Here is a 23,310-nt window from a genome sequence, read left to right as displayed (position 1 = left end):
CCCAACAGCCAGATCGACGATCTCCTGCCTTGGGTCTACATCAACAAGCTCGAGCTCAAGGCCGTGGCCTGAGAACACCGCTTACGCTTGTCTGACGACTGAGCGCGTAGAGAAGCCGTGAACAGCCGGCAAGCTCTCTGCTGAATTCGCGTCGAACTTTCGGTTTCCACCCTGACGAGACCTACCGACGGTCCAGACAAATGTCGCCGTTGGGTCAGGTGAGGACAGACCTGCGCCGAGCTGAAGCCGCCAGCCAGCTTTCGGCCCGAAGTGGTCATTCCGGATGTCAATTGCGTAGAGCGGTCCGCATGGTGCAGGGTTGCCCAAGAAGGATGGTTCAGTCGAAGAAGCCCGCATCCTCTTCCCGGAGATACTTCCTGGCTGCTTCGGCGTCGATATCGAGGCCCAGCCCCGGCGCTTCCAGCAGGTCCACCATGCTGTCCTTCACGATCTGCGACGGCAGGCCGATTACAAGATCCTCCCACCAGGGATCGGAGGCGCTCGGGTATTCGAACGCGATGTAGTTGGCGGGCAGCGTGGCGCAGACATTGATCAGCGCGCCGAGGCCTAGAAGGCCGTTCGCGGTGCCGTGCGGTGCCATCAGGATCGAGTGCATATAGGCGTGCTCGGCGACCCATTTGAGCTCGGCAATGCCGCCAATATCGGCCGGATCGGGGCCGATGACGCGCACCGCCTGCGTTTCGATCAGCTCCTTGAAATTGTGCCGCAGGTAGATCTGCTCGCCGGTATGAATTGGCGTCGAGGTCGAGGTGGTCAGCTCCCGATAGGCCTGCGGATTGACCCACGGCACATAGTCGCCGGTCAGCATGTCCTCGAGCCACATCAAATTGTATTTCTCGACCGCGCGAGCGAACTTGATCGCATCGGGCAGCATCCAGCCCGGGCCGCAGTCGAGCGCCAGGCTGACCTTGTCGCCCAGCACTTCTTTCATCGCGATCACGCAGTCGAGCATGTGGTTGAAACCGCGCTCGCTGATCACGCCCTGATCCATGGCACCGTGATAGCCAGCCTTCTTCTGCGTCACGCCGTAATGGAAGCCCTCGATGGTGTCCTTCATGTTGGAGTGGAACGAGATCCCTTGCTTGATCATGAAAAAGTTCTGCGGCTGCTCCATCATCCATTTCACGTCAGCGGCGTAATCCTCCGGCCGGTCCCCCGTTCGCTTCTGGCGGATCGAGCCGTTGTAGACGCGCACCTTGTCGCGCACCTTGCCGCCGAGCAGTTTGTAGGCCGGCACGCCTGCGGCCCCGCCGGCAATGTCCCACAGCGCATGCTCGATAGCGCTTACCGCCGCGCCATAGGGCTTGAAAGAGCCGCGTTGGCGGATCTTCAGCATCACCCGCTCGACGTCGGTAGGGTCCTCGCCGATCAGCGCCTCACGGAAATGCAGCACCCAAGGCTTGAATAGGTCTTGGTGAACTCGACTTCGCCCAGGCCATAGAGGCCCTCGTCGGTAACGATGCGGACGATGGGATGTTTGCCGATGACGGCGCAGCGGAGATCGGTGATCTTCATCGTCGGTTCTTTTCGCCTCAGCTCCAGGTACGGTCCCAGGAATACTCGTTGTCCCAGTGATCCGTGGGCTGCCAGATGCCGGTGACACCCGGCTGCAGATGCTGCGAGATCAGCTCGTCGACGACGCCGTCGATCCCCAGGCCCGGTTTGTCCGGAACAGTGATAAAGCCGTCCTTCACGAGCGGCTTGGGAACGCCGGTGACAATATCGTCCCACCAGTCGACATCGGCAGAATGGTATTCGAGCGCCATGAAGTTTTCGGTCGCGGTCGCGACATGTGCCGCGGCCATTGCGGCGATTGGACTTTCGGCCATATGGATGGCCATTGCGACGCCGTGGTCCTGGGCCATGTCGCCGATCTTCTTGGTCTCGAGGATGCCCCCGCTGGTGAGCAGGTCCGGGTGGATAATGGAGAGGCCGCCGCTCTTGAGCAGGGGCTCGAAGCCCTCCTTAAGGTAGATGTCCTCGCCGGTGCAGATCGGCACCGTGGTGGCTGCCTGCAGTTGCCGGTACTGCTCGGTGTACTGCCATGGGATCACATCCTCGAGCCAGGCCGGCACGTATCTTTCAATCCGCCTGGCGAGCCGAATACCGTTCTGCAGCGAGATGTGGCCGACATGGTCAATGGCGAGCGGAATATCCATGCCGATAATTTCGCGAACCTCGGCAATGTACTGTTCAAGCAGGTCGAGGCCCTTGTCGGAAAAGTGGAGGCCGGTAAACGGGTGGGCAATGTTGTGCAAATCGTACGCGGCGTTGCGGGCGCGTCGCTCTTCAAGGGTCTTGACCGGACCGCGGCCGGGATGGACGCGGTACCCTTCAAGTGAGCCGGCAGGACACACGACCGCACCGGGGACATCCGCGATCTGCATCAGCCCCAGATCCATCTTGAGGAAGGTGAAGCCGAGCTCCATGCGCTGCTTGAGACGCTTGCCGGTCTCGGTGCCGCTCGGCACGGTCGCGTCCGTATCGCAATAGACGCGCACCTTCTCCCGATACCGGCCGCCGAGCATCTGGTAGATGGGCACGCCATAGGCCTTGCCGGCGAGATCCCACAACGCAATTTCGACCGCCGAGACGCCGCCGCCTTGCCGGCCGTGCCCACCGAACTGCTTGATCCGGCGAAATAGGCGGTCGATGTCGCAGGGGTTTTCGCCAAGCAGCCGGCTCTTCAGCATCAGCGCGTAGGTGGCACTAGCGCCGTCGCGCACCTCGCCAAGCCCGACGATACCCTGGTTGGTGTAAATCTTGAGCAGGGTCGATGTGAACGGCGCGCCAACGATTTCGGCCACCCGCATGTCGGTGATGCGAAGCTGGGATGGCTTGGAGTTCGCGTTCACTCGATTGAGCGCTTCGTCGGCGCCACCTGTCTTTGCCATGACCTATCCTCGTTTCGGCTTGTCGCCCGCACTCTGGCGGGCACAGCGTGTTGTTAGCCCAGCTCAATCTCGTGGGCCTGCAGGTAGTCGCGGTCCATCTCAATACCGAGACCAGGCTTCGACGTCAGCTTCAGGCTGCCGTTCGAAATGTCGAGCGGTCTGTCGATCAGGTGATCGTATTTGCCCAGGTTCCACTCCGATGTTTCGAGTTTGTAGAAGTTGGGAACGGTCATCATCACCTGCGCTCCCGCAACCACGTTGATCGGTCCCGCGGCGTCATGTGGCGAGACCGGGACGTAGTAGGCTTCGCACAGCGCAGAAATCTTCTTGAGTTCGGTAATGCCGCCGGTCCAGGTAACGTCGGGCATGATGTAGTCGGCGAGCTTGTTCTCGAGTACCGGCACGAAATCCCACTTCGTGTGGCCGCGCTCGCCCCATGAGATGGCGGTATTGACCTTCTCACGCACTTGCTTGAGGGCGTTAAGGCTCTCGGGCGGGCAGGGCTCCTCAAACCAGTCGATCTGGCCGGCCTCCTCGAGGCTCCGACAGAGGCGAATGGCGGTGGGGACATCGAAGCGGCCATGCGCATCGATGAGAATGTCAACATCGGGTCCTGCCGTTTCGCGGATCAGAGCCGCGAGTTCGGCGGCTTCGCGCTCGTCCTTGCGGGTCATGCTGCCATCGAGGTAGCCGTCCCGCTGTTCGCGGGGCAGGCCATCGGCGCTGCGGCCCTGGTGGGGATAAGGATCGAACTTGAGCGCAGTGTGTCCGGACTCGACAATGTCTAGAATTTCGCGGACCACAGCCTCCTTGCTGGTGAATTTGGACTGGTTGGGATGGGTGTAGAGCGCGATTTCATCGCGTACTGGTCCGCCCAGCAGCTCGTAAATCGGCTTGCCGAGGACTTTGCCCTGGATGTCCCAGAGGGCAATATCGATGGCGCTCACGCATTCGACGGCGGCGCCGCGGCTTCCCATGTAGGTGAAGCTGCGGAAGATCTTGTGCCAGAGATGCTCGATACGCGCCGGATTCTCACCTGTCACGGCGACGCCGATCTGCCGTAGGATCGTGCAGAGAGCGCGGTTGGCGAGCCTTGTCGTGGTGGTGATCTCTCCCCAGCCACTCACTCCCTCGTCGGTCGTCACTTCGACGAACAGGAACTCTCCCCAGTAAGAAGCATCGGATTTGATCAGCCACGGCCGAATGCTCGTGATTTTCATCTCAACTACCTTTGCCTGAAAATGGTCAGCTAACGATGTTCTGGACTGAACGTTCTATCCGGCCCGAGCGGCGTTGCGCGCTCTCATCTGTTCGAGAATATGCCGGCCCGAACCCTCGACATGGCGGGAAACGAGTTCGGCCGCCTTGTCAGCCTCACCCGCCTTCACAAGTGCGATGAGTTCGCGGTGCTCGCGCATGATCGCGGCACGTCGCGCCAGCGTGAAATTGAAACGACGGCTCACGGCTCGCAGCACTTCGCGATGTTTCCACCAAAGCTCGGCGGCGTGGCGGTTGTAGTGCCGCTGGTACATCACGGTGTGGAAAGCAGTATCCAGCTCACTGTGCCTGAATGTGTCGGCGAAGTTGTTCTCTTCGATCAGGCCTTGGAGACGTTCGAGTTCGGCGATGTCCTCGCCGGTAGCCATATTCACAAACCATCGTGTCAGGGCTGGCTCGATCAGAACACCGATCTCATAGATATCCCGGACAAAATCCTGATCAATGGGTCGGACGCGCGCCCCGCGGTTGGCGACAAAGGTGACAAAGCCTTCGCCACGCAACAGCTGCAGGGCCTCGCGCACAGGATTGGTCGAGGTGCCGTGACGCCGGGCGAGATCGGTGACCACAAGCCGTTCGTTGGCGGCAAGCCGTCCTTCGATGATGTCTTCCCTGATCAGTTCATAGAGCGAGGCGCCCTCGCTCGAGGCCCCGATGGGATCAGTCCCGACCGGTGGCATCGCTTTGAAATCGCTTATTTCGGCCAAGGCCGGCTCCCCAATTTAATACATACTTTTGCCCGATATCACACACGGCTTTGGCAAACAATGTACGATTCTGCGCGTTGACAGGCAATCCATGATCTGAAAACGTACTAAGCGATCGAGAGGATACACTGAGCTGAAAGAAGCATCCTCGCGATCGAAACGAGCAAGGACCGCTTTGCTTTGGCGCAGGGCGGATGGGAGAACCAGGGAGGATACCTATGACGAGAATTGCGCTCGGCAGTGCCGTCCTGCGCGGCACTGTCGCCACTGCTTTGATGGCATCCCTGACGTCTACATCGGCGCTGGGTGCACCGCCGGTCGACCTGAGCAAGTGGTCGCCGGAATATGTTCGCTCGATTGCGGGCACACAGGATTTTGACACGGCGGCCGATTGCGCCAAGGTCACACCGCTCGACTACAAGGGGCGACTGACTTTCTGGTATCAGGGCGTGTTCGAAGGCGACCCCGACCTCCTGCGTCAGTACTACAAGGACTTCTTCGAGACCTTCCGCAAGACATATCCGAACATCCAGCTCGAGGAACAAGCCCTCACCTATAACGACCTTCTCGACAAGTTCCGCACGGCGCTCCTGGGCAACGCCGCGCCGATGGCGGTCCGCCTGCAAATCCTGGGTGGTACCGAGTTCGCCTCAAAGGGCTATCTGCAGCCGCTCAAGCCAGAGGACGTGGGGTATTCGACCGAGGATTTCTGGCCCGGCGCCATGAAGGCTGTGACCTGGGAGGGCGTGACCTACGGCATACCGACCAACAACGAGACGATGGCGTTCATCTGGAACGCCGACATCTTCAAGCGTGCGGGCCTCGATCCGGACAAGCCTCCGGCAACCTGGGAAGACGTCGTCAAATATTCCAAGCAGATCCATGACAAGCTAGGCATTGCCGGCTACGGCCTCGTGGCTCGCAAGAACGCCGGCAATACGCCGTACCGCTTCATGCCACAGCTATGGGCCTATGGCGGCGGCGTCTTCGACGAAGCCACCGCAAACCCGACATATGAGCAGGTCCAGCTCGATAGTCCGCAGAGCAAGGCAGCGCTGCAAGCTTCCTACGACATGTATGTTCGCGACAAGTCGGTGCCGGTCTCGGCACTCACCAACCAGCAGGCCGACAACCAGCCCCTGTTCGTCGCCGGCCAGCTCGGCATGATGATCTCGCACCCGTCCGATTACAACGTCATGCTCGACCTGCAGAAAAAGGCGACGGGCACCGACAAGGACAAGGCGCAGACGGTCATCGACAACATGCGCTACGGCCTGATCCCGACTGGTCCCGACGGCAAGCGCGCCGTCGTGTTCGGCGGCTCGAACATTCACATCCTGAAGCCCGAATATGTCGAGGGCGGCAAGGTAGACGAGCCGGCTGCGAAAGCTATGATCTGTATGTGGACGAGCCCTGAATGGTCGCTGAAGATGGCCTATGCCGGATCAAACCCGGGCAATCTCAACGGCTTCAAGACCAAGTGGATGAAGGAACGTCTGGACAACATCAAGTTCCTCGACGTCACCACCTCGATGCTGCCATACGGCATTCCGTTCCCAGCGCTGCCGCAGGCCCCCGAGATCATGAACATCATCATCCCGGACATGCTGCAGAATGCCCTGACCGGAGCGATGACCGTCGACGAGGCAGCGGACGACGCGGCCAAGAAGGTAAAAGACCTGATGGGCGGACTCTAGTCCAGGCCTGACCTACGACCTGACCGGCTGCGCCCCTGGCGCAGCCGCCTCGTTCCGAAGAAAAAGGGCACGCCACAAGTGACGATCGTGACCGGCAAGGCCGAGGCTCGCCGAAGATTGCAACCCGGTACATCCGGCACGCTGCGGAAGATCTGGGCGCATCGCGCGGACTACGCGTACGTGCTCCCAGCGATCGCCGTGATGCTCATCGTCATCGCCTATCCGATCTACTACACGGTCGAGCTGTCGTTCTTTAAGACACCGCCTGGCCTGCAGCTCCGTGACAAGACGTTCATTGGCTTCGACAATTACACGACCATCCTGACCAGTCAGGTGTTCTGGAAAGTCACCTGGAACACACTGATCTGGACACTGGGGTCAACTCTCATCTCCTTTGTCCTGGGGTTTGCCACAGCGCTGGCGCTCCACCGCGACTTCATCGGCCGTGGTGTCTTGCGCGCTGTCCTGATTATCCCTTGGGTCATCAGCGCCGTCGCCGCCTCCTATATCTGGAAGTGGATCTACCATTCGGACTTCGGGATCATCGGCGCGGTGCTGGTCGGCCTCGGATTGGCCGACCAGCCGCCGAATTTCATCGACAATGTCAACACGGTGCTGCCCTCCCTGATCGTCGTCAATATCTGGCGCGAGTTTCCGTTTGCCATGATCATGATGATGGCCGGCCTGCAGACAGTCCCCGACCAATTGCTGCGTGCCGCAAAAGTCGACGGTGCCAATGCATGGCAGCGCTTTTGGCACGTCACCTTCCCGCACTTGCGCAACGTCTCGGTGGTGACGATGCTGCTGCTCGCGGTGGCCAACTTCAATTCCTTCATCATCCCCTGGATCATGACCGGCGGCGGGCCGTCGAACGCATCACACATCTGGATAACCCACATTTATGAGCTCGCCTTCGGACGGCAGCGCTGGGGCGTGGCATCGGCCTATTCGGTGCTCCTGTTCCTCACACTGATGACGCTGGGCTACTTCTACGTCCGTGCGTTGAGCGGCAACGAGCGGAAAGAGGGGAGCGCATGAGCACGATTGCCGAGACAGCCCCTCGAGCTCAGACCCGTCGCCGCATGCGCGTCGACGGATGGCGGTGGGCGGGGCGCATATTCCTCGTGTTCATGCTGCTTTATACCGCGTTGCCGATGATCTGGATGCTGATCACCTCGATCAAGTCCGGATTCGCGGCGACGCAATTCCCGCCGCAATGGTGGCCGGACGAACCCACCCTCGCCAGCTACCAGAAGCTGCTCGATCCGCAGAACAGCGTTGGCCAGGACTTCCTCCGCTTCTTCTGGAACAGCCTTTTCGTGTCGACCGTTACGACAATCCTTTCGGTGATCGTGGCTGTCCCTGCGGCCTACGCGTTTTCGCGCTTCAGTTTCCCCGGCCGCAACTTCCTGTTGTTTGCCGTGCTGCTGCGCAACATGTTCCCGGCGGTGATCTTCCTCGTGCCACTCTTCATCCTGATGCGCGCGATCGGTCTGATAAACACGCATGGCTCGCTGATACTCACCTATCTCACCTTCGGCCTGCCGCTGGCGATCTGGCTGCTCAAGGGCTTTTACGACAACATCCCGGTGCAGCTTGAGCAGGCGGCGCGCATCGATGGCGCAACACGGTTCCAGGCCTTCATCATGATCGTGATGCCGCTCTCGACGCCGGGGATCATCGCCACCGCAATCTATTCCTTCATCGGCGCGTGGAACGAGTACATCTACGCCTACACCTTCCTCTCCAAGAACGAGCAGTTGACGCTGCCGGTCGGCATCCAGCGCTTCTTCTCGGAAAATACGACGGACTTTCCGGGCCTGATGGCAGCCAGCTTCATGATGAGTGTGCCCGTCGTGGTGCTGTTCCTGGTCCTGCAACGATACTTCGTACGCGCCCTTACAGAAGGCGCGGTCAAGCACTAGGGAGTTGCCGATGGCCCACGTGGTCCTCCAAGATCTCGTCAAGAGCTATGGCAGCTTCAAAGCTGTCAACCACGTCTCGCTGACGGTCAATGACGGCGAGTTCGTTGCGCTCGTCGGCCCTTCAGGCTGCGGCAAGACAACCACGCTCAATCTCGTCGCCGGGCTGACCCCGATCACATCGGGCGACATCATCATCGGCGAGCGGGTGGTCAACGACCTCGACCCCAAGGACCGGGACATCGCAATGGTGTTCCAGAACTATGCGCTCTACCCGCAGAAATCGGTCTACAAGAACCTGGCATTCCCGCTTCAGATGCGCAAACTCCCCAGGGACGAGATCGACAGGAAGGTCAAGGAAGCGGCACGAGTGCTCGATATGACGCACCTGCTCGAGCGCAAGCCGCGCGAACTTTCAGGCGGGCAGCAGCAGCGTGTGGCCCTTGGCCGTGCCCTCGTTCGCGACCCCGCCGTGTTCCTCATGGACGAGCCACTGTCCAACCTCGATGCCAAACTGCGCGTGCAGATGCGGTCGGAAATCAAGCGTTTCCACCAGGACCTAAAGGCGACGATCATCTATGTGACGCACGACCAGCTCGAAGCCGTGACCATGGCTGACAAAATGGCGGTGATGAATGGCGGCTACCTGCAGCAATACGATTCACCGGCGCAGGTCTTTGCCCATCCGGTAAACATGTTCGTGGCCAGCTTCATCGGCAGCCCGGCGATGAGCCTTATTCCGCTGCAGGCCTCCACGGCAAACGGCAACACGGTGTTGACCGGCGCCGAGGGCTGGCGCCTTGAGCTCTCACCGCGCAATGCCCAGAAGGTGGCGAAAGCGACGACCAGGAAAGTCGTGCTCGGCGCACGTCACTCGACGATCAAACTCCACAAGAGTGCGCTGCCAGGCGGCGTCCCGGCCAAAGCCTACACGGTGGAGCCGACAGGAGACGTCACCTTCGTGCAGGCGTTCCTGTCCGGCGCCATCGTCAACGTCAGCGTGCCGCCGAACATTGCCGTCGCGCCCGACGAGCAGATCTGGCTCGAGTTCGACCAGGAGCGGATGCATCTGTTCGATGGCGAAACTGAGATGGCCCTCAAGGCCAACTGAGATAGGGCGAATGCGCGTGAAACGTGGGCGGGGATGACTGAGAAGCTTAAGATCACCGCGATCAAGCCCTATCCGGTGTGGGTAGGAACGCGCAACCAGATGCTCGTCAAGGTCGAGACCGACCAAGGCATCTTCGGCTGGGGCGAGAGCGGCTTGAGCGGTCGCGAGAGGGCCGTGGCCGGCGCGGTCGAGCACTATCGCGAGTTTCTCATCGGCCGCGACGCGATGCAGATCGGGCGGATCTGGCAGGAGGTTTACCGCAGCCAGTACTTCGAAGGCGGGCGAGTCCTTCAGGCGGCGATTTCCGCCATCGACATCGCCCTTCATGACATCAAGGGCAAGGCGCTGGGCGTGCCGGTCTACGAGCTGCTGGGCGGCAAGCAGCGCGACCGGATTCCCACCTTTGCCTCGACCGGCGACGAGACCGAGGGCGATTTTGCCATCGAACGCGCCCGCGAACTCCGCGCGCAGGGATGGCAGGCGATCCGCTTCTTCCCATTCGGGCAAAACAGCAAGGACATCTTCGAGCCGCGCGAATCCATCGGCGCTACCGCGAGTATGCTGAACAAGGCGCGCGGGGCGCTGGGCGACGACGTGGTCCTCGGCCTCGACTATCATCATCGGCTGTCCGTGGCAGAGGCCGCGAGCTTCTGCAACAAGCTCGGCCGCGGCGTGCTTGATTTCCTCGAGGAGCCGATACGGGACGAGACGCCGGAGGCCTATGAATCGCTGCGCACAATGACCGAAATCCCCTTTGCAATCGGCGAGGAATTTGCCAGCAAGTGGCAGTTCCTGCCCTACATCGAGCGCGGCATCCATCAGTTCAACCGGATCGATGTTTGCAATGTCGGCGGGCTCACCGAGGCGATGAAAATCGCTGGCTGGAGCGAGGCGCACTATGTGGACCTGATGCCGCACAATCCGCTTGGTCCAGTGTGCACGGCCGCGACCGTGCATCTCGCCGCCGCGGTACCCAACTTCGCGTGGCTAGAGACCAGGGCGCCCGAAACAAAGCTGGGCTTCGACAATTCCGACTTCTTCCCCGTACAACCACGGCTCGACGGGACCGACTACCCGGTCGGCGATCTCCCGGGGCTCGGCGTCGAGGTCAACGAAGTTGCGGTCCAGGCGCAGAGTTTGCGTTTCTGGGAAGCGCCTCACCTTAAGCGCCGCGACGGTTCTGTTACGAACTGGTAGTTCCATTCAATCGGAGTCCACAATGACGCATACTTCCGACATCGTGCGGCCGCCTAAAGACCTGATCGACGCACTCAGGGAGATCGGCGCCGCGACGGTTGCCGGCACGCTTGGCCACATGGGCTTCCGCAATCCGCACATGGTCGGTCCGGTGGCGCAAAACCACGGGAAGTCGATCGTCGGGCCGGCGCTGACGCTGCAGTTTCTGCCGCAGCGGCCGGACCTGTTCACCGAAGGAGAATATGCCGACCCGGAGACGCAGCTGCACCGGCACGTGCTCTATCACGCGCAGGAAGGCGATGTGGTCGTGGTCGACGCGCGCGGCGACATGAGCTCGGGCGTCTTCGGCGATATGATGTCGACCTATTTCAAGGGCAGGGGCGGGGCGGGTATCGTCATCGATGGGTGCATGCGCGACCGGCCCAATGTCGAAAAGCTCGACCTGCCCCTATGGCTGCGCGGCTGGACGCCAAATTATCACGTGCAGACCAGCATCTATCCCAATGCCGTCAACGTTCCGATTGCCTGCGGCGGTGTCACGGTGATCCCCGGCGACATCATCGTCGCCGATGACGACGGGGTGGTGGTGCTTCCCGTCGTGATGGCCCCGAAGGTGATCGAAGAATCACAGAAGCATCACGATTGGGAGGAGTTTTCGCGAGTGAAGCTCATGGAGGGTGGGCCGTTGCAACGCTACTATCCGCTGCATGACGATGCCCGCGGGGAGTACGAGGAGTGGCGCAAAGCAAATCGCCTGGAGAACCCGAGTTAGCGCATGGATTACCTCGTGGCGGGCTGCGGAGTCGAGTTTCATCGTCGGGCGCCCACTGCACTGCACTGAACGGCCGAGACGGGTCCGGCTCCCACCATCTCGTGCGAGCACCAAGCGTTACACTATGCGGACCTCCCAAGGCGAACCGGAAGCATCATAAGCGCCTGGAAGCTGACGTAGCACCGGGTGTTCGGCAGCATCGGCGCGCTGCTTGACATCGGGCGAACCGCCGGTTTGTTTCAGCCGTAACCGATTGCCCGAATCCCGAAATCACCCCGTAACATGGCCAGCTGAGATTCGAACCAGCGCGGTCATTTTCGCGTGCGGTCCGACTGTCACGAGGAGTGAAATAATGCCGTATGGCACGGTGTCAGCAGCCTTGCTGGCCCGGCTGGCGGCGCGAACGATGGCGCGATTGTCTTCCCGCAGGGGCCTGTAATCGGCGTGCCGGACTGTCGGGACGATATCCAGGGCGGCGCAGGAGAAGCCTGCGCTGATTTCAGCAACTTGTCTGAACAGTCAAGCTGTCTCACGCGGTGACACCACACCGTGCTAACCGGAATTGCTGGATTGGTGCCGGCCGCGGCGCCATGAGACAGATATCCCGCAAGTTGATCGGGTTGCGGGGCCCAGCCTGGCGGTATTGGTTAACGAAGTCAGCGGAGAGCCTACCGACTAGTTGCTCAAGCCGGTTCGGCGTACGCGAGAACCGCCCGGTGGCCGGTTGGTCGATACCGGTGCTTCTAGGGCCACTGCGTGAGATGAGTGCCGGCGGTCGCTATGGCACTCCCCAGACGATGAAGTTGTGCTTCCCATTGGCAGCAGCAGATCCAGGAACCTTAACCCTTCTAAGAAGTTATCAGTCCACTCTAAGGGACAGTGTCATGATCCGCAGGACACAAACGGTCGGCGTTCTTTTGGCGATCTCTTTAGGCGCCACCGTCGTGTCACTTCTGCTTCAGAGGTACTTCGGCCGAACCGCCCCAACTGATCCATATCGGACAGGTGTTGGCAGCCACGGGCGCCGCTGGCTTTGCTCTGTGGATCGGACGCAATGGATGAGCTGACGGCTTCCAAGAAAAATCAACCGACTTCTTCTGTCTCGCCCGTGAAGAAGACGATCCTCGGCAGATTGGGGCCGGGGCTGATCACTGGCGCGTCGGACGATGATCCATCCGGGATCGGCACCTATAGCCAGGCGGGGGCCCAGCTCGGGTTCGGGATTGGATGGACGATGCTGCTGACCTATCCTCTGATGGTCGCGATTCAGGAAATCAGTGCGCGTATCGGAAGGACTACCGGCCACGGCATCGCAGGCAATCTCTGCCGCCACTATCCGAATTGGCTTCTACAGTCCATCGTAACTCTTCTGTTCATCGCAAATACCGTCAACATCGGCGCCGATCTCAGCGCCATGGCCGATGCGACGAAGCTTCTAATCGGCGGCCCGACCGTTCTGTATGTCGTCCTGTTCGCAGCCATTTGCGTAATTGGAATCGTTTTCGTGAACTACGATCGCTACGCGCTCATCTTGAAATGGATGACGTTGAGCCTGTTCTCGTATGTCGCTGTCGTGTTTGCTGTGCAAGTTCCCTGGGCCGAAGCACTGGGTGGCGTGCTGGTCCCGCGAATTGTCTGGAGCAACGAGTTCTTCACTACGCTTCTCGCTATCTTCGGCACGACGATTTCGCCCTATCTCTTCTTCTGGCAGGCGTCAGAGGAGGCCGAAGAGGTCCACGCAAATCATCGCAGAAAATCGTTGTTGAGGGCTCCACGTCAGGCGGTCGACGCGTTCTCGCGAATACGCGCCGACACTCTCATAGGCATGGCATTCTCCAACGTCATCGCGCTGGCGATCATCTTCGCGACCGCGGCGACCTTGAACAAAGCCGGCATCACCGACGTCGAGACATCCGCTCAGGCGGCCGAGGCGCTGCGGCCGATCGTCGGCGATTTTGCCTTTGCTATCTTCGCTTTCGGCATCGTCGCGACAGGGTTGCTGGCGGTACCGATCCTGGCCGGCGCGGCGGCTTACGCCATTGGCGAGGCGAGACGATGGCCCGTGGGGTTGTCGCGCAGACCTAAGGAGGCTGTGGCGTTTTACAGCACTCTTGCCGCGGCCACGGGGCTCGGAGCAGCGATCACGTTCAGTCCAATCGACCCGATCAAGGCGCTGTATTGGACAGCCGTCGTCAACGGTGTCGTCGCCGTTCCGGTCATGACGGTCATGATGATAATGACAGCCCAGCCAAAGGTCATGGGCGACTTCACCGTCAAGGGCTGGCTGCGCTGGCTGGGATGGGCCTCCACGATCGCTATGGCGATGTGCATGGTCGGAATGCTCATGAGCTGGTTCATGTGACAGCCAATCGATCACCCGCCGCAGTTCTTATGGCGGTGCAAACCAGGCCGGAAGCTATCTTCGACACTCAATCAGGTCTCGACGCCCTAGACTATCGCGCTGCCGAAACCGCAGGCTCGAGGCCGAGCCGTCCCACAACGGCTTCAAGCGGCATCGGTTGCGGGTTGTCGCCGATTGCTGGACGTTACCTCGACACGCGCGGTGCTCTTCAGTTCGAGGCGCCGAAGGCTCAGATGACCGATGCCGACGTCGGGATTGCGGCAGACCACACGGACGAGAAACTGGGCTCGAACTCGGTTAACCAGCCGCGACCGCGGCGAGGAGCGTCCGGCGGGCTTGGCGAGGACGCCGAACGCGGCGGAAGACCAGCGGGTCGGCGCAGTATTGAGGTCGCACACGTTCAGTTCCTCCTTGAAAAACATAATACCAGCACCGAGGAACCCGATCCCGGACCCGCGCGGCAGGACGATGCCCAGATTAATTGGCAACCTGTTCGATCGAAATCATGGAATGTTCCTGAGAAGACAGCCATGCGAACTCGCTCACGCCGGGTTCTCGAGGGCGAATTGCTTCGAGCGCTCGTCGTAGCCGAACAACTCCGCGTAGCACCCCCAGGAGATGATCGCGCGCATCGCGTCCTCGGCACTTCTTCGGACATGTGGTCTTCGAGGTGGCGTGAATTGCGCCATGCACAAAGCCGGCTCGATCATTCACTCACTTGCCAGGGAGGCGTGCATTTTCTGGCGCGGGATCCAGTTCCGACCGCATCAGGCGCCTTGGTCTCGTCCATTCACCGCGCGCTTTTTCGGACAGTACCAATCCATGGCCAGGTCGATCGGGTGCATAGGCGTAGCCGTCCCGGATTTCGATGGGCTGCTCCACCAGATGATCGAAGTTCTGAAACGAATATTCCAGCCATTCGACTTCCGGAAGCGCGACCGCCATGTGCACGCCGATCTCCAAAAAGGTGTTGCCGATGCTGACCGGGATGCCGAGCTCGGCGGCCAGCCAACCGATGCGCATAACATCGGTGACTTGACCGTGGACATTCAGGATGTCGGCTGCGTGGGCTTCCAGAAGAAGCCGTTTGCCTTGAAGATCTAGATACTCGCCGCTGTTGATCTGAGTCCATGTTATTGCCTGCCTGAGCATTCTCAATCCTTCGTGGTCGTGACGCAGGATTGGATCCTCGACCCAGAGAAGGTCGTGACCGGCATCGCGGATCGCCACCAATTTCACCAGCGCTTCCTTCGAGGTCCACGCCTCATTCGGGTCGATCATGATTTTCGAGCCTGCCGGCACACAGGATTTCAACAGTTCCAGGCGCCGCAGATCGCGATCGAAATCCTGGTGGCCGACCTTGATCTTGAAAGCGGAATAGCCAAGCGACGCCGCGTGGGAAAACAAGGAAACGAAAGCATCATCGTCGAGGTGAAAATCGAGGCCACTGGCGTAGGCTTTCACACGGTTGCGACGACTGCCGAGCAGCACGTGAAGGGGTAGGCCGGCTTCCTTTGCCGCAAGGTCCCAAAGCGCGACCTGGACCGCTTCATGAAAAGGCAGGGAGTAGGCCCGCTGATTGCCGCCGCGCGGGCGGTTCACACGATGAACCAGCGCGATCGCCTTGTGTCCTTTCAGGGCCGGCCAAACCTCGTTTTCGAAAACGGTCTCAATCTCAGTCTGGTCGGGCAGGGGATTGAAGAGTGTCTGGATGAAGCCCAGCCCCACCTCGCCACTTTTCGAAACGAGTTCCAGCGCCGCGACGTTTACATCGTCGGCTCGAACCTGACTGTCCCCGATTACCCGGTCGCGGGCGAACTGAAATCGGGTTATACGAAAATGCGAGAGGCTCATCACATGGGCTTTCTGATCGTTTAGTGCAACTTACTGATCTATCAGTCAAGATGTCTCAGTACCGAATCAGCGGAGGAGCCGCAAGTGGCGGGCAAAGCAAAAGCCATCTCTCATACCCCGGTGGCGGCCACCCGTATGAGCGATGTTGCCTACGAACGAATTCTGGAGCGCTTGTTCGACAGGCGCGTTCCGGTCGGGGCATTCGTTTCGCAGAGCGAACTATCCGCGATCGTTGACGTGCCTGTCGCTCCGCTTCGTGACGCTCTGCGCAAGCTCGAGGCGGAAGGAATTCTCACCATCCATCCACGCTCCGGAATCCAGTTCATAAAACCTGGCATGGAACTCACACGCGCCACCTACCAATTCCGCGCCATCATCGAGCGTTCGGCAATTCGCGTCTTTGCCGAGCAGGGCGATGAAGCCGTCATGAATGCCTTGGAAATGCGGCACTCCCGGCTGGTCAGGCGCATCGAACGTGAGGGTGTGGGAAAGGAGCAACTGGAGGAGATGGATGCGCTGGAGGGAGAGCTGCATGGCGCAGTCATCGGCGCACTGCGCAATCCCTTGATCGATAGCACCTACCGGCGCATGCACAATTATCTGCGTCTGTTGCGGCTGGACAGCAAACTCACCTCGCCGATCATCATCCGGACGCTCAAGGAGCACCTGGACATTCTCGAGGCTTGCAGCAGCAGGAATGCCGACGCTGCCGAAGCAAAGCTGCAGTCCCATTTCCAGGCGGCCATGCAGCGGAACCTGGGTCTGGTCTGACACGTCGTCGTTTGCCATTTGCCTCTCCGGCGAGGTTGCACGGCTTGGAAAATGATGTTACCCAACGCTCCAACTGATCGATCAGTCTGCTGATCTGATATCTTGGAGGAGGTCGCATGCAGTTGAACAAGAGGCAGTTTCTCGTGGGTTCGGCGGCCCTCGCGATGGCAGGGCGCATTGGTGGTGCCCGTGCCGCAAGTGCCATCAGTTACTGGCACCACTTCACCAGTCAGTCGGAAATGGCCAGCTTGCTCAAGATCATCGGATTGTTTCAGGCGGCGAATGCAGACGTGGCGGTAACCCAAGAGAACATCCCGAACTCGGAATATATGGCCAAGGTGTCTTCGGCCGTGCTGGCCGGCGGGCGTCCCGATACCGCCATGGTGATCGCCGAGCGCTTCGCCGATCTTACCGCGATGGAGGGATTGATCGATCTTACCGAGCGCGTGAATGGGTGGGAGGGCAAGGCGAACTTTCCCGACAACCGCTGGACCGGGCTTTCCAGCAATGGCGCCATTTATGCGGTTCCCGCCTTCGCCTTCGTTGACTGGATGTACTACCGCGCGGACTATTTCGAGGAAGCTGGACTGGCGGGGCCACCCCGAAATTTCGACGAATTCCTGCAGGCATCCCGCAAGCTGACGAATCCTTCGAAGGGCAGGTATGCCTTCGGCATGCGCGCCGGCGCCGGCGGTTTCAAATATGTCATCGATGTCATGGAGGCGTTCGGCTCGCCGATCGTCAAGGACGGGCAGCCGGCCATCGACAGGGCCGCGGCGATCGAGGCGATAACGTTCTATTCCGATCTCTTCCTGAAGGAAAAGGTCGTGCCGCCGAGCGCGCCCCACGACAGCTACCGTCAGATCATGGAGGCGTTCCGCACCGGGCAGACTGCCATGGTGTGGCATCATACCGGTTCGCTGAACGAAATCTCGAGTGCGATGAAGCAGGGCGAACAATTCTCGACTGCGCCGATGCCGGCCGGTCCGAAGGCGCACGTCGCTCGCGTCGCGTACGCCGGCAACGGCGTCATGAAGGAAGACAATATCGAAGCTGCCTGGCGGTGGGTGAGTTTCTGGGGCCAAACGGACGCTGCCCTGGCCCTGCTCGAGGGGACCGGCTATTTTCCGGCTTCCGCCGCTGCGCTGCAGGATCAGCGGATCACCGGCAATCCGATCTATAGTGCGGCGACGGAGACGCTCAAGTTCGGACGCCTGCCGAACAATTTTGTCGGCGCCGCGGGCTGGTCCGAAAATGTCGTCAATCCCGCTTTCCAGTCGGTGCTGACAGGTCAGTCGACGCCGGAACAGGCAGTGGACCGCATGATCCAGGGCCTGGAGGCGGCGCTCCGCTGATCCCCGGACCTGCAGCTGTGCTCAGGATGGTGCTTTCGCATCGCAGATTCATGAAAATAAGCTCGAGCAGATATGTGCCTTTGCGGGCACTCGGCGAACTGTCCGAGACCCGATACTGGATGTATTTGCTGCTCCTTCCCAGCCTCGCCCTCATCCTTCTCGTGATCGCCTATCCAACGCTTTACGGCATGGCCATCAGCTTTCGCGAGATGCGTCTGACGCGTCCCGGGTTGGACGGCTGGGTGGGCTTCAAACATTATGTAGCGATGTGGTCAGACCCGGTCTTCTGGATCGCACTGAAGAACACAGTCGTGTGGGTCGCGGCCGCGGTCGCGCTGGAACTGTCGCTTGGTCTTCTCGCCGCGACAGCTCTCAACAGGGATTTGCCGGGCACGAAAATCTTCGCCGTGCTCATCCTGCTTCCCTACTTCCTGCCCAACGTCGTGGCGGGCCATATGTGGGCCTTGCTGCTCGATCCGCGACTCGGAGTGATCAACGATCTTCTTGTCCGGATAGGCGTCCTGCAGTCCTACGAGGCATGGTTTGCTGATCCCAACACTGCACTTGCGGCGACCATTCTCGTCGAGGCCTGGCACGGGTTTCCATTCTTCGCGCTGCTGCTGCTCGCGGGCCTGAAGGGTATTCCCGAGGACCTCTACAGGGCAGCGGCGGTCGACGGCGCAGGCCTGGCGGCGCAGCTCAGGCTGATCACCTTGCCGATGCTCAAGACCGTCATCGCGGCGGCAGTGATCCTGCGCGTCATCGGTCTGGTCAATTCGCCTGATCTGCTCCTCATTCTCACCGGCGGCGGACCCGGAGATGCCACGCAGGTGCTGTCGTTGTATGCCTTTCAGACCGCCTACAAGGAATTTAATTTCGGCTACGCATCCGCCCTGTCGGTGGTGATGTTCGTGACCCTGATGATCTTCGCGGCCGGGTACATCCGCATCTCCAGGATTACCAAAGGACAGGGCGATGATTGAAAGCAAGCGTCACCGGCGGATGATCGCGAACATCGCCACCTACGTCGTGCTCGCAAGCCTGACGGTGTTCTGCATCGGTCCGATGATCTGGATGTTCCTGACATCCCTCAAATACGAGGCCGACATTGTCACCCAGACGATGCAGTACCTCCCGAGCCGCGTCACCTTCGACAATTATGTCGCCATCTGGACGCAGTCAGGTTTCCCACGGCTTATAGGCAACAGCCTCGTCGTCACCTTCCTGACGGTGACGATCTGCGTCGTGACGGGCACGCTTGCCGCCTATGCATTTTCTCGCTTCGCGTTTCGAGGCCGGGATCAGCTCATGCTCGGCTATCTTGTCGTTCGCATGTTCCCGGCAGTCATGATGATCATTCCCCTTTACGTCGTTATGCGCGGTGTGGGGCTCGTGGACAGCCGTTTCGGCCTGGCGCTTGCCTATACGAGTTTCCTGCTGCCGCTGTTCGTGTGGATGCTCAAGGGGTTCTTCGATTCCGCACCTAAGGAACTCGAGAGCGCGGCACGCATCGACGGCTCGACAAGGCTTGGCGCAATGGTTCGTATCGTCATGCCCCTTGCGCGGAACGGCCTGGTCGCAAGTTCTGTGTTCATTGCCATCGCAGCCTGGAACGAGTTCCTGTTTGCGCTGATGCTGACGACCGGGCAGGGGTCTCGCACCTGGCCTGTGGGCCTGCAACTGATGGTCGGAGAGTTCCAGCTTCCTTGGGGCGTTCTGGCGGCAGGCGGCATTCTCAGCATCATCCCGGTCATCGTGCTCTTCGCGATCGTCCAGCGAACCATGGTCCAGGGGCTGACCGCAGGCGCCATCAAAGGTTAGGAGTATTCGCGTGGCGACACTTTCCATCAGGGACGTGCGCAAGTCCTATGGCTCCGTACAGGTTCTTCACGGGGTCGACATCGAGCTCGAGGACGGAGGCTTTCTGGTTCTGCTCGGGCCGTCCGGATGCGGCAAGTCGACCCTGCTCAACATGATTGCCGGCCTCGACGACACGTCCGGCGGTGACATCCTGATCGGGGGACGCTCGGTCCTCGACCTTGCGCCCAAGGACCGCAATATCGCGATGGTATTCCAATCCTACGCGCTTTATCCCACCATGTCGGTCGCGAGGAATATCGGCTTCGGATTGGAAATGCGTGGCGTAGGCGCCGACCAACGCAAGCGCGCCGTGGAAGATGCCGCGCGAATGTTGCAAATCTCCCATCTGCTCGACCGACGCCCCGCCAATCTTTCGGGTGGACAGCGGCAGCGCGTTGCGATGGGCCGCGCGATCGTGCGCGACCCGGAGCTGTTCCTCTTCGATGAGCCGCTGTCCAATCTCGATGCCAAGCTCCGCGTGGAAATGCGTACGGAGATCAAGCGCCTGCACGAGCGTCTCGGCACGAGCATCGTCTATGTCACGCATGATCAGATCGAGGCGATGACGCTGGGCACCAAGGTGGCCGTCATGAAAGGCGGCTACATCCAGCAATTGGGCGACCCGCGCACCATCTATGAACGGCCCGCCAATATGTTCGTGGCAAGTTTCATCGGATCTCCGGCAATGAACTTCTTTGCCGGACGACTGGTCCCGGATTCGGAAGGTGTCCGGTTTCAAGCGAGCGGAGTATCGATCGTGTTGCCGACGCGGAACCGGCAGGTGGACTCTGAGCGACCGGTGGTGCTGGGCATACGGCCTGAAGAGCTGAGAACCGTTCCGCAAAATCGAGCTTCGATCATGGGGGAGATCGATGTGGTAGAGCCTACCGGGCCTGAAACCATGGTGACGGTGCAGGTCGGCGAGCACGCGATCATCGCGCGGCTGCCGCCGAGGTTTGCCGGCCGGCGCAAAGAGCCAATATGTCTTGCTGTGGATCCAGCGAGCGTCAACCTGTTCGATCCGGATAGCGGACAGCGCATCGACATTTAGGGCGTGGATACCAGCGGCTGGAGGCAGTTGCGCACAGGTCCCGCGATGTCGCCTCGAACTTATCCGGAGCGAATGCGGACCGCTAGCGGTCAAGCTGCGCTGACCGGTATCCCGGCATGGTAGTCAGCAGGCCTTGGCGATCAGTTTTTCCAGGCAATCGGCAGCCTCAGTCCCCGGCACGCCGAGATCTCTGACGCTGTCCATGTGGTTGCGGTTCGGGAGCACATGCGACGTTACCAGCGATCCCTGCCGCAGCAAGCTTGCTTTGAATCGATCGGCCTGCTGATGGAAGGGTGGCGTCTCGTTGGCTCCGACCAGAACCGTCGTCCTGGTTTGAGGATCATACCGATAGGCAAGAGGTGTAAACATGGCGACTTCCTCGTCGGTTATTCCAATTTCCTTGGCGAGAAAGGAATCCTGGAGCGGTTTCAAATCGTAAAGCCCGCTCAGCAGAAGGGCTGCCCTCACACTCGAGGGGGCATGCTCGCCGCCGAACAGGAACGTTGCAAGATGGGCTCCGGCCGAATGGCCACTGACGGTCAGGGCCGCCGGGTTTCCGCCATGATCGGCGATGTTGGCCAGGACCCACTGCTTGGCGCGGCGCACCTGGTCAACTATCGTCGCCATTCGGACCTTGGGCATCAGCGCATAATCAAGGATGGCGGCAATAGCCCCGGCCTGGGTAATCGTCGTCGCCATGTATGAATAGTCGCGCTTGGAGAACATTCTCCAGTAGCCGCCATGGACAAAGATGTGCACCGGAAGCGCCGTTCTTTTGCCCGCGGGAAAGAACAGGTCCATGGTCTCGGTCGGATCCGGTCCGTAGGCCACGTCAGCGGTCATCGCAATGGTGGCGCGGGCGGCCTCGCTGCGATCAACGAAGTCCTGCACGATTTCGTCAAAATCCGCGACGTGGTCGCGGATGCGAAAGGGATCGCCTTGCATTCTTCTGCTCACATGCTGATGGCGAGGTATTTCGCCTCCATGAATTCCGCAATGCCGTGATGCTGCCCTCCCTCGCGGCCAAGCCCGCTCTGCTTGACGCCGCCGAAGGGGGCTGCCGGATCGGACATCAGCCCGCGGTTGAGAGCGATCATCCCGGCCTCGATCCGGGAGGCCACCCGCATGCCGCGCGCCAGATCGCGCGTGTAGATGTAGGCAGCAAGCCCATATTCAGTGTCATTGGCGCGTGCGATGACCTCGGCCTCGGTTTCGAAGCTAGAGATTGGCGCCACCGGCCCGAATATCTCCTCATGCGCCATGTTTGCATCGCCCGGCACGTCGCGAAGCACTGTCGGAGGGTAGAAGAAACCACGTCCGGACAGGACTGAGCCACCGCACAAGACCCGCGCGCCGCGTCCGACCGCGTCGATGACAAGTCGGTCGATCTTCTCGACCGCCCTTTTCGTGATCATGGGCCCGCATTCCGTGTCCGGGTCGGTGCCGACGCCGACCTTGAGCGACGACATCCGCTTCTCGAGGCCCTCGCAGAAGGCTTCGTAAATGCCAGCTTGCACGTAGAGGCGGTTTGCGGCCGTGCAGGCCTCACCGGCGTTGCGCATCTTGGCCACCATTGCGCCATTGAGCGCCGCTTCGAGATCGGCGTCGTCGAACACAATGAACGGTGCGTTGCCGCCGAGTTCCATGGAACACGAGACCACATGCCTGGCAGCCTCTGCCAGCAGAGCGCGACCCACACCCGTTGAGCCGGTGAAGGAGAGTTTGCGCACCCGCGGATCGGCCAGCATGGCGGCTGTCAAAGGCCCGGGACTGGAGGTTGTCAGGACGTTGACCACCCCCGGTGGAACGCCTGCGTCCTGGTAGAGCGCGGCCAGCGCGTAGGCGGTAAGCGGGGTCTCACTGGCCGGCTTCAGGATCACCGTGCATCCAGCGGCAAGTGCCGGCGCGATCTTGCGCGTCGCCATCGCGGCAGGAAAATTCCACGGCGTGATCAGAACGCATATGCCGATCGGTTCGTAGTCGACCACAATGCGGTTGGCGCCGGAAGGCGCAGTACCGAATTCACCGGTAATGCGAACGGCCTCCTCGGCATTCCAACGGAAAAATTCCGCGGCGTAAGCGATCTCGCCTCGGGCATCCCGCAGGGCCTTGCCGTTTTCCAGTGCGATGAGAGTAGCCAGAGCTTCCGATCGTTCCGTCATCAGTTCGAAGCAGCGTCGGAGGATCTCGGAGCGCTTTCGCGGCGACGTTGTCCTCCAGCCATGGGCCGCCTTGGCAGCGGCGGCAACGGCGGCGGCCGCGTCCTCCAAGGTCGCATCGGGTACGGCAGCGATGATGGCTTCCGTCGAAGGATCGATGACCGGAATTACCCTGCCATCCGCGGATTGCCGCCATTGGCCGTCAATATACAGCCCGTGCGAAATTGTGTGGAAGTCGCTGACGCCCTGATCATCCGACAGAACCTGTGAAAACGTGTTCATCTCGATATTCCCGATTG

19 protein-coding genes and 2 pseudogenes are annotated in these 23,310 nt (G+C 60.5%); 12 read left to right on the top strand and 9 right to left on the bottom strand.

The genetic code is table 11. The features are described 5' to 3' along the window. Positions 1-337: 337 nt before the first annotated feature. The 4 genes and pseudogenes from NKH21_RS01805 to NKH21_RS01790 all read right to left on the bottom strand — a co-directional run bounded on the left by NKH21_RS01805 (position 338) and on the right by NKH21_RS01790 (position 4,900). Positions 338-1,536: pseudogene (locus NKH21_RS01805) on the bottom strand (mandelate racemase/muconate lactonizing enzyme family protein). Between the two features lie 17 nt (positions 1,537-1,553). Then, positions 1,554-2,915, bottom strand: coding sequence for a mandelate racemase/muconate lactonizing enzyme family protein (locus tag NKH21_RS01800; RefSeq protein WP_352862880.1), 1,362 nt, complete (start codon positions 2,913-2,915; stop codon positions 1,554-1,556). A gap of 53 nt (positions 2,916-2,968) precedes the next feature. Continuing rightward, entirely contained in the window at positions 2,969-4,135 is a 1,167-nt protein-coding gene (locus NKH21_RS01795; protein ID WP_352862879.1) for a mandelate racemase/muconate lactonizing enzyme family protein, read from the bottom strand. 54 nt (positions 4,136-4,189) lie between these two features. Next, positions 4,190-4,900, bottom strand: a complete 711-nt coding sequence (locus NKH21_RS01790) for a GntR family transcriptional regulator (protein WP_023679253.1) — start codon at positions 4,898-4,900, stop codon at positions 4,190-4,192. 218 nt (positions 4,901-5,118) lie between these two features. Between NKH21_RS01790 and NKH21_RS01785 the strand changes: the two genes are divergently transcribed. From NKH21_RS01785 to NKH21_RS01760, 6 genes are all read left to right on the top strand, one after another. Further along, positions 5,119-6,597, top strand: coding sequence for an ABC transporter substrate-binding protein (locus NKH21_RS01785; RefSeq protein ID WP_352862878.1), 1,479 nt, complete (start codon positions 5,119-5,121; stop codon positions 6,595-6,597). Between the two features lie 78 nt (positions 6,598-6,675). Continuing rightward, positions 6,676-7,635 carry a carbohydrate ABC transporter permease gene (locus tag NKH21_RS01780; RefSeq protein ID WP_352862877.1) on the top strand — a complete coding sequence of 320 codons (960 nt, stop codon included), beginning with the start codon at positions 6,676-6,678 and terminating at the stop codon, positions 7,633-7,635. Continuing rightward, complete coding sequence (locus NKH21_RS01775) at positions 7,632-8,522, top strand: carbohydrate ABC transporter permease (protein WP_352862876.1); 891 nt, start codon at positions 7,632-7,634, stop codon at positions 8,520-8,522. The genes NKH21_RS01780 and NKH21_RS01775 overlap by 4 nt, the downstream gene beginning before the upstream one ends. Positions 8,523-8,532: 10 nt before the next feature. Next, complete coding sequence (locus NKH21_RS01770; RefSeq protein ID WP_352862875.1) at positions 8,533-9,630, top strand: ABC transporter ATP-binding protein; 1,098 nt, start codon at positions 8,533-8,535, stop codon at positions 9,628-9,630. A gap of 33 nt (positions 9,631-9,663) precedes the next feature. Further along, on the top strand, positions 9,664-10,827 hold the full coding sequence (locus NKH21_RS01765) for a mandelate racemase/muconate lactonizing enzyme family protein (protein WP_352862874.1): 1,164 nt from the start codon (positions 9,664-9,666) through the stop codon (positions 10,825-10,827). Between the two features lie 22 nt (positions 10,828-10,849). Then, on the top strand, positions 10,850-11,599 hold the full coding sequence (locus NKH21_RS01760) for a ribonuclease activity regulator RraA (RefSeq protein ID WP_352862873.1): 750 nt from the start codon (positions 10,850-10,852) through the stop codon (positions 11,597-11,599). A gap of 270 nt (positions 11,600-11,869) precedes the next feature. Here the strand turns inward: NKH21_RS01760 and NKH21_RS01755 are convergent. Then, positions 11,870-12,106 (bottom strand): annotated as a pseudogene (locus tag NKH21_RS01755) (hypothetical protein); the annotation flags it as partial. A 547-nt stretch (positions 12,107-12,653) separates the two neighbouring features. On the opposite strand from NKH21_RS01755, the gene NKH21_RS01750 reads away from it, so the two are divergent. Then, positions 12,654-13,961 carry an NRAMP family divalent metal transporter gene (locus tag NKH21_RS01750; RefSeq protein ID WP_352862872.1) on the top strand — a complete coding sequence of 436 codons (1,308 nt, stop codon included), beginning with the start codon at positions 12,654-12,656 and terminating at the stop codon, positions 13,959-13,961. 143 nt (positions 13,962-14,104) lie between these two features. Here NKH21_RS01750 and NKH21_RS01745 read toward each other — a convergent pair whose 3' ends face one another. Continuing rightward, the gene (locus NKH21_RS01745) at positions 14,105-14,449 is read right to left on the bottom strand and encodes a hypothetical protein (protein ID WP_352862897.1); all 345 of its coding nucleotides are present in this window, start codon (positions 14,447-14,449) and stop codon (positions 14,105-14,107) included. 226 nt (positions 14,450-14,675) lie between these two features. Next, entirely contained in the window at positions 14,676-15,815 is a 1,140-nt protein-coding gene (locus NKH21_RS01740; protein WP_352862871.1) for a mandelate racemase/muconate lactonizing enzyme family protein, read from the bottom strand. 135 nt (positions 15,816-15,950) lie between these two features. On the opposite strand from NKH21_RS01740, the gene NKH21_RS01735 reads away from it, so the two are divergent. The 5 genes from NKH21_RS01735 (at position 15,951) to NKH21_RS01715 (ending at position 20,852) form a co-directional block, all read left to right on the top strand. After that, a complete protein-coding gene (locus tag NKH21_RS01735) occupies positions 15,951-16,586 on the top strand; it encodes a GntR family transcriptional regulator (RefSeq protein WP_502911836.1) in 636 nt (211 codons plus the stop codon). A gap of 116 nt (positions 16,587-16,702) precedes the next feature. Continuing rightward, the gene (locus tag NKH21_RS01730) at positions 16,703-17,941 is read left to right on the top strand and encodes an ABC transporter substrate-binding protein (RefSeq protein ID WP_352862869.1); all 1,239 of its coding nucleotides are present in this window, start codon (positions 16,703-16,705) and stop codon (positions 17,939-17,941) included. Between the two features lie 50 nt (positions 17,942-17,991). Then, positions 17,992-18,924, top strand: a complete 933-nt coding sequence (locus tag NKH21_RS01725) for a carbohydrate ABC transporter permease (protein ID WP_352862868.1) — start codon at positions 17,992-17,994, stop codon at positions 18,922-18,924. Beyond that, the gene (locus tag NKH21_RS01720) at positions 18,917-19,762 is read left to right on the top strand and encodes a carbohydrate ABC transporter permease (RefSeq protein WP_352567136.1); all 846 of its coding nucleotides are present in this window, start codon (positions 18,917-18,919) and stop codon (positions 19,760-19,762) included. Before NKH21_RS01725 ends, NKH21_RS01720 begins: the two co-directional genes overlap by 8 nt. 10 nt (positions 19,763-19,772) lie before the next feature. Next, complete coding sequence (locus tag NKH21_RS01715; protein WP_352862867.1) at positions 19,773-20,852, top strand: ABC transporter ATP-binding protein; 1,080 nt, start codon at positions 19,773-19,775, stop codon at positions 20,850-20,852. A gap of 123 nt (positions 20,853-20,975) precedes the next feature. On the opposite strand, the gene NKH21_RS01710 is transcribed toward NKH21_RS01715, so the two are convergent. Together NKH21_RS01710 and NKH21_RS01705 are read right to left on the bottom strand one after the other, a co-directional pair. After that, positions 20,976-21,797: an alpha/beta hydrolase gene (locus NKH21_RS01710; protein ID WP_352862866.1), complete on the bottom strand. Its 822-nt coding sequence runs from the start codon at positions 21,795-21,797 to the stop codon at positions 20,976-20,978. An 8-nt stretch (positions 21,798-21,805) separates the two neighbouring features. Then, a complete protein-coding gene (locus tag NKH21_RS01705) occupies positions 21,806-23,293 on the bottom strand; it encodes an NAD-dependent succinate-semialdehyde dehydrogenase (protein WP_352862865.1) in 1,488 nt (495 codons plus the stop codon). Positions 23,294-23,310 lie beyond the last annotated feature (17 nt).

The sequence above is a fragment of the Mesorhizobium sp. M1329 genome (assembly GCF_040318035.1).
In the GTDB taxonomy this organism is placed as follows: domain Bacteria; phylum Pseudomonadota; class Alphaproteobacteria; order Rhizobiales; family Rhizobiaceae; genus Mesorhizobium.
The sequence above is the reverse complement of the archived record's forward strand: the minus strand, read 5'-3'. Positions and strand labels throughout refer to the sequence as shown.

Bases quoted from the DNA above. Each gene is read 5' to 3' on its own strand.
- NKH21_RS01730 (WP_352862869.1), top strand. From the start codon at position 16,703: ATGCAGTTGAACAAGAGGCAGTTTCTCGTGGGTTCGGCGGCCCTCGCG.
- NKH21_RS01800 (WP_352862880.1), bottom strand. From the start codon at position 2,915: ATGGCAAAGACAGGTGGCGCCGACGAAGCGCTCAATCGAGTGAACGCG.
- NKH21_RS01770 (WP_352862875.1), top strand. From the start codon at position 8,533: ATGGCCCACGTGGTCCTCCAAGATCTCGTCAAGAGCTATGGCAGCTTC.
- NKH21_RS01765 (WP_352862874.1), top strand. From the start codon at position 9,664: ATGACTGAGAAGCTTAAGATCACCGCGATCAAGCCCTATCCGGTGTGG.
- NKH21_RS01785 (WP_352862878.1), top strand. From the start codon at position 5,119: ATGACGAGAATTGCGCTCGGCAGTGCCGTCCTGCGCGGCACTGTCGCC.
- NKH21_RS01740 (WP_352862871.1), bottom strand. From the start codon at position 15,815: ATGAGCCTCTCGCATTTTCGTATAACCCGATTTCAGTTCGCCCGCGAC.
- NKH21_RS01775 (WP_352862876.1), top strand. From the start codon at position 7,632: ATGAGCACGATTGCCGAGACAGCCCCTCGAGCTCAGACCCGTCGCCGC.
- NKH21_RS01725 (WP_352862868.1), top strand. From the start codon at position 17,992: ATGAAAATAAGCTCGAGCAGATATGTGCCTTTGCGGGCACTCGGCGAA.
- NKH21_RS01705 (WP_352862865.1), bottom strand. From the start codon at position 23,293: ATGAACACGTTTTCACAGGTTCTGTCGGATGATCAGGGCGTCAGCGAC.
- NKH21_RS01720 (WP_352567136.1), top strand. From the start codon at position 18,917: ATGATTGAAAGCAAGCGTCACCGGCGGATGATCGCGAACATCGCCACC.
- NKH21_RS01760 (WP_352862873.1), top strand. From the start codon at position 10,850: ATGACGCATACTTCCGACATCGTGCGGCCGCCTAAAGACCTGATCGAC.
- NKH21_RS01735 (WP_502911836.1), top strand. From the start codon at position 15,951: ATGAGCGATGTTGCCTACGAACGAATTCTGGAGCGCTTGTTCGACAGG.
- NKH21_RS01795 (WP_352862879.1), bottom strand. From the start codon at position 4,135: ATGAAAATCACGAGCATTCGGCCGTGGCTGATCAAATCCGATGCTTCT.
- NKH21_RS01710 (WP_352862866.1), bottom strand. From the start codon at position 21,797: ATGCAAGGCGATCCCTTTCGCATCCGCGACCACGTCGCGGATTTTGAC.
- NKH21_RS01750 (WP_352862872.1), top strand. From the start codon at position 12,654: ATGGATGAGCTGACGGCTTCCAAGAAAAATCAACCGACTTCTTCTGTC.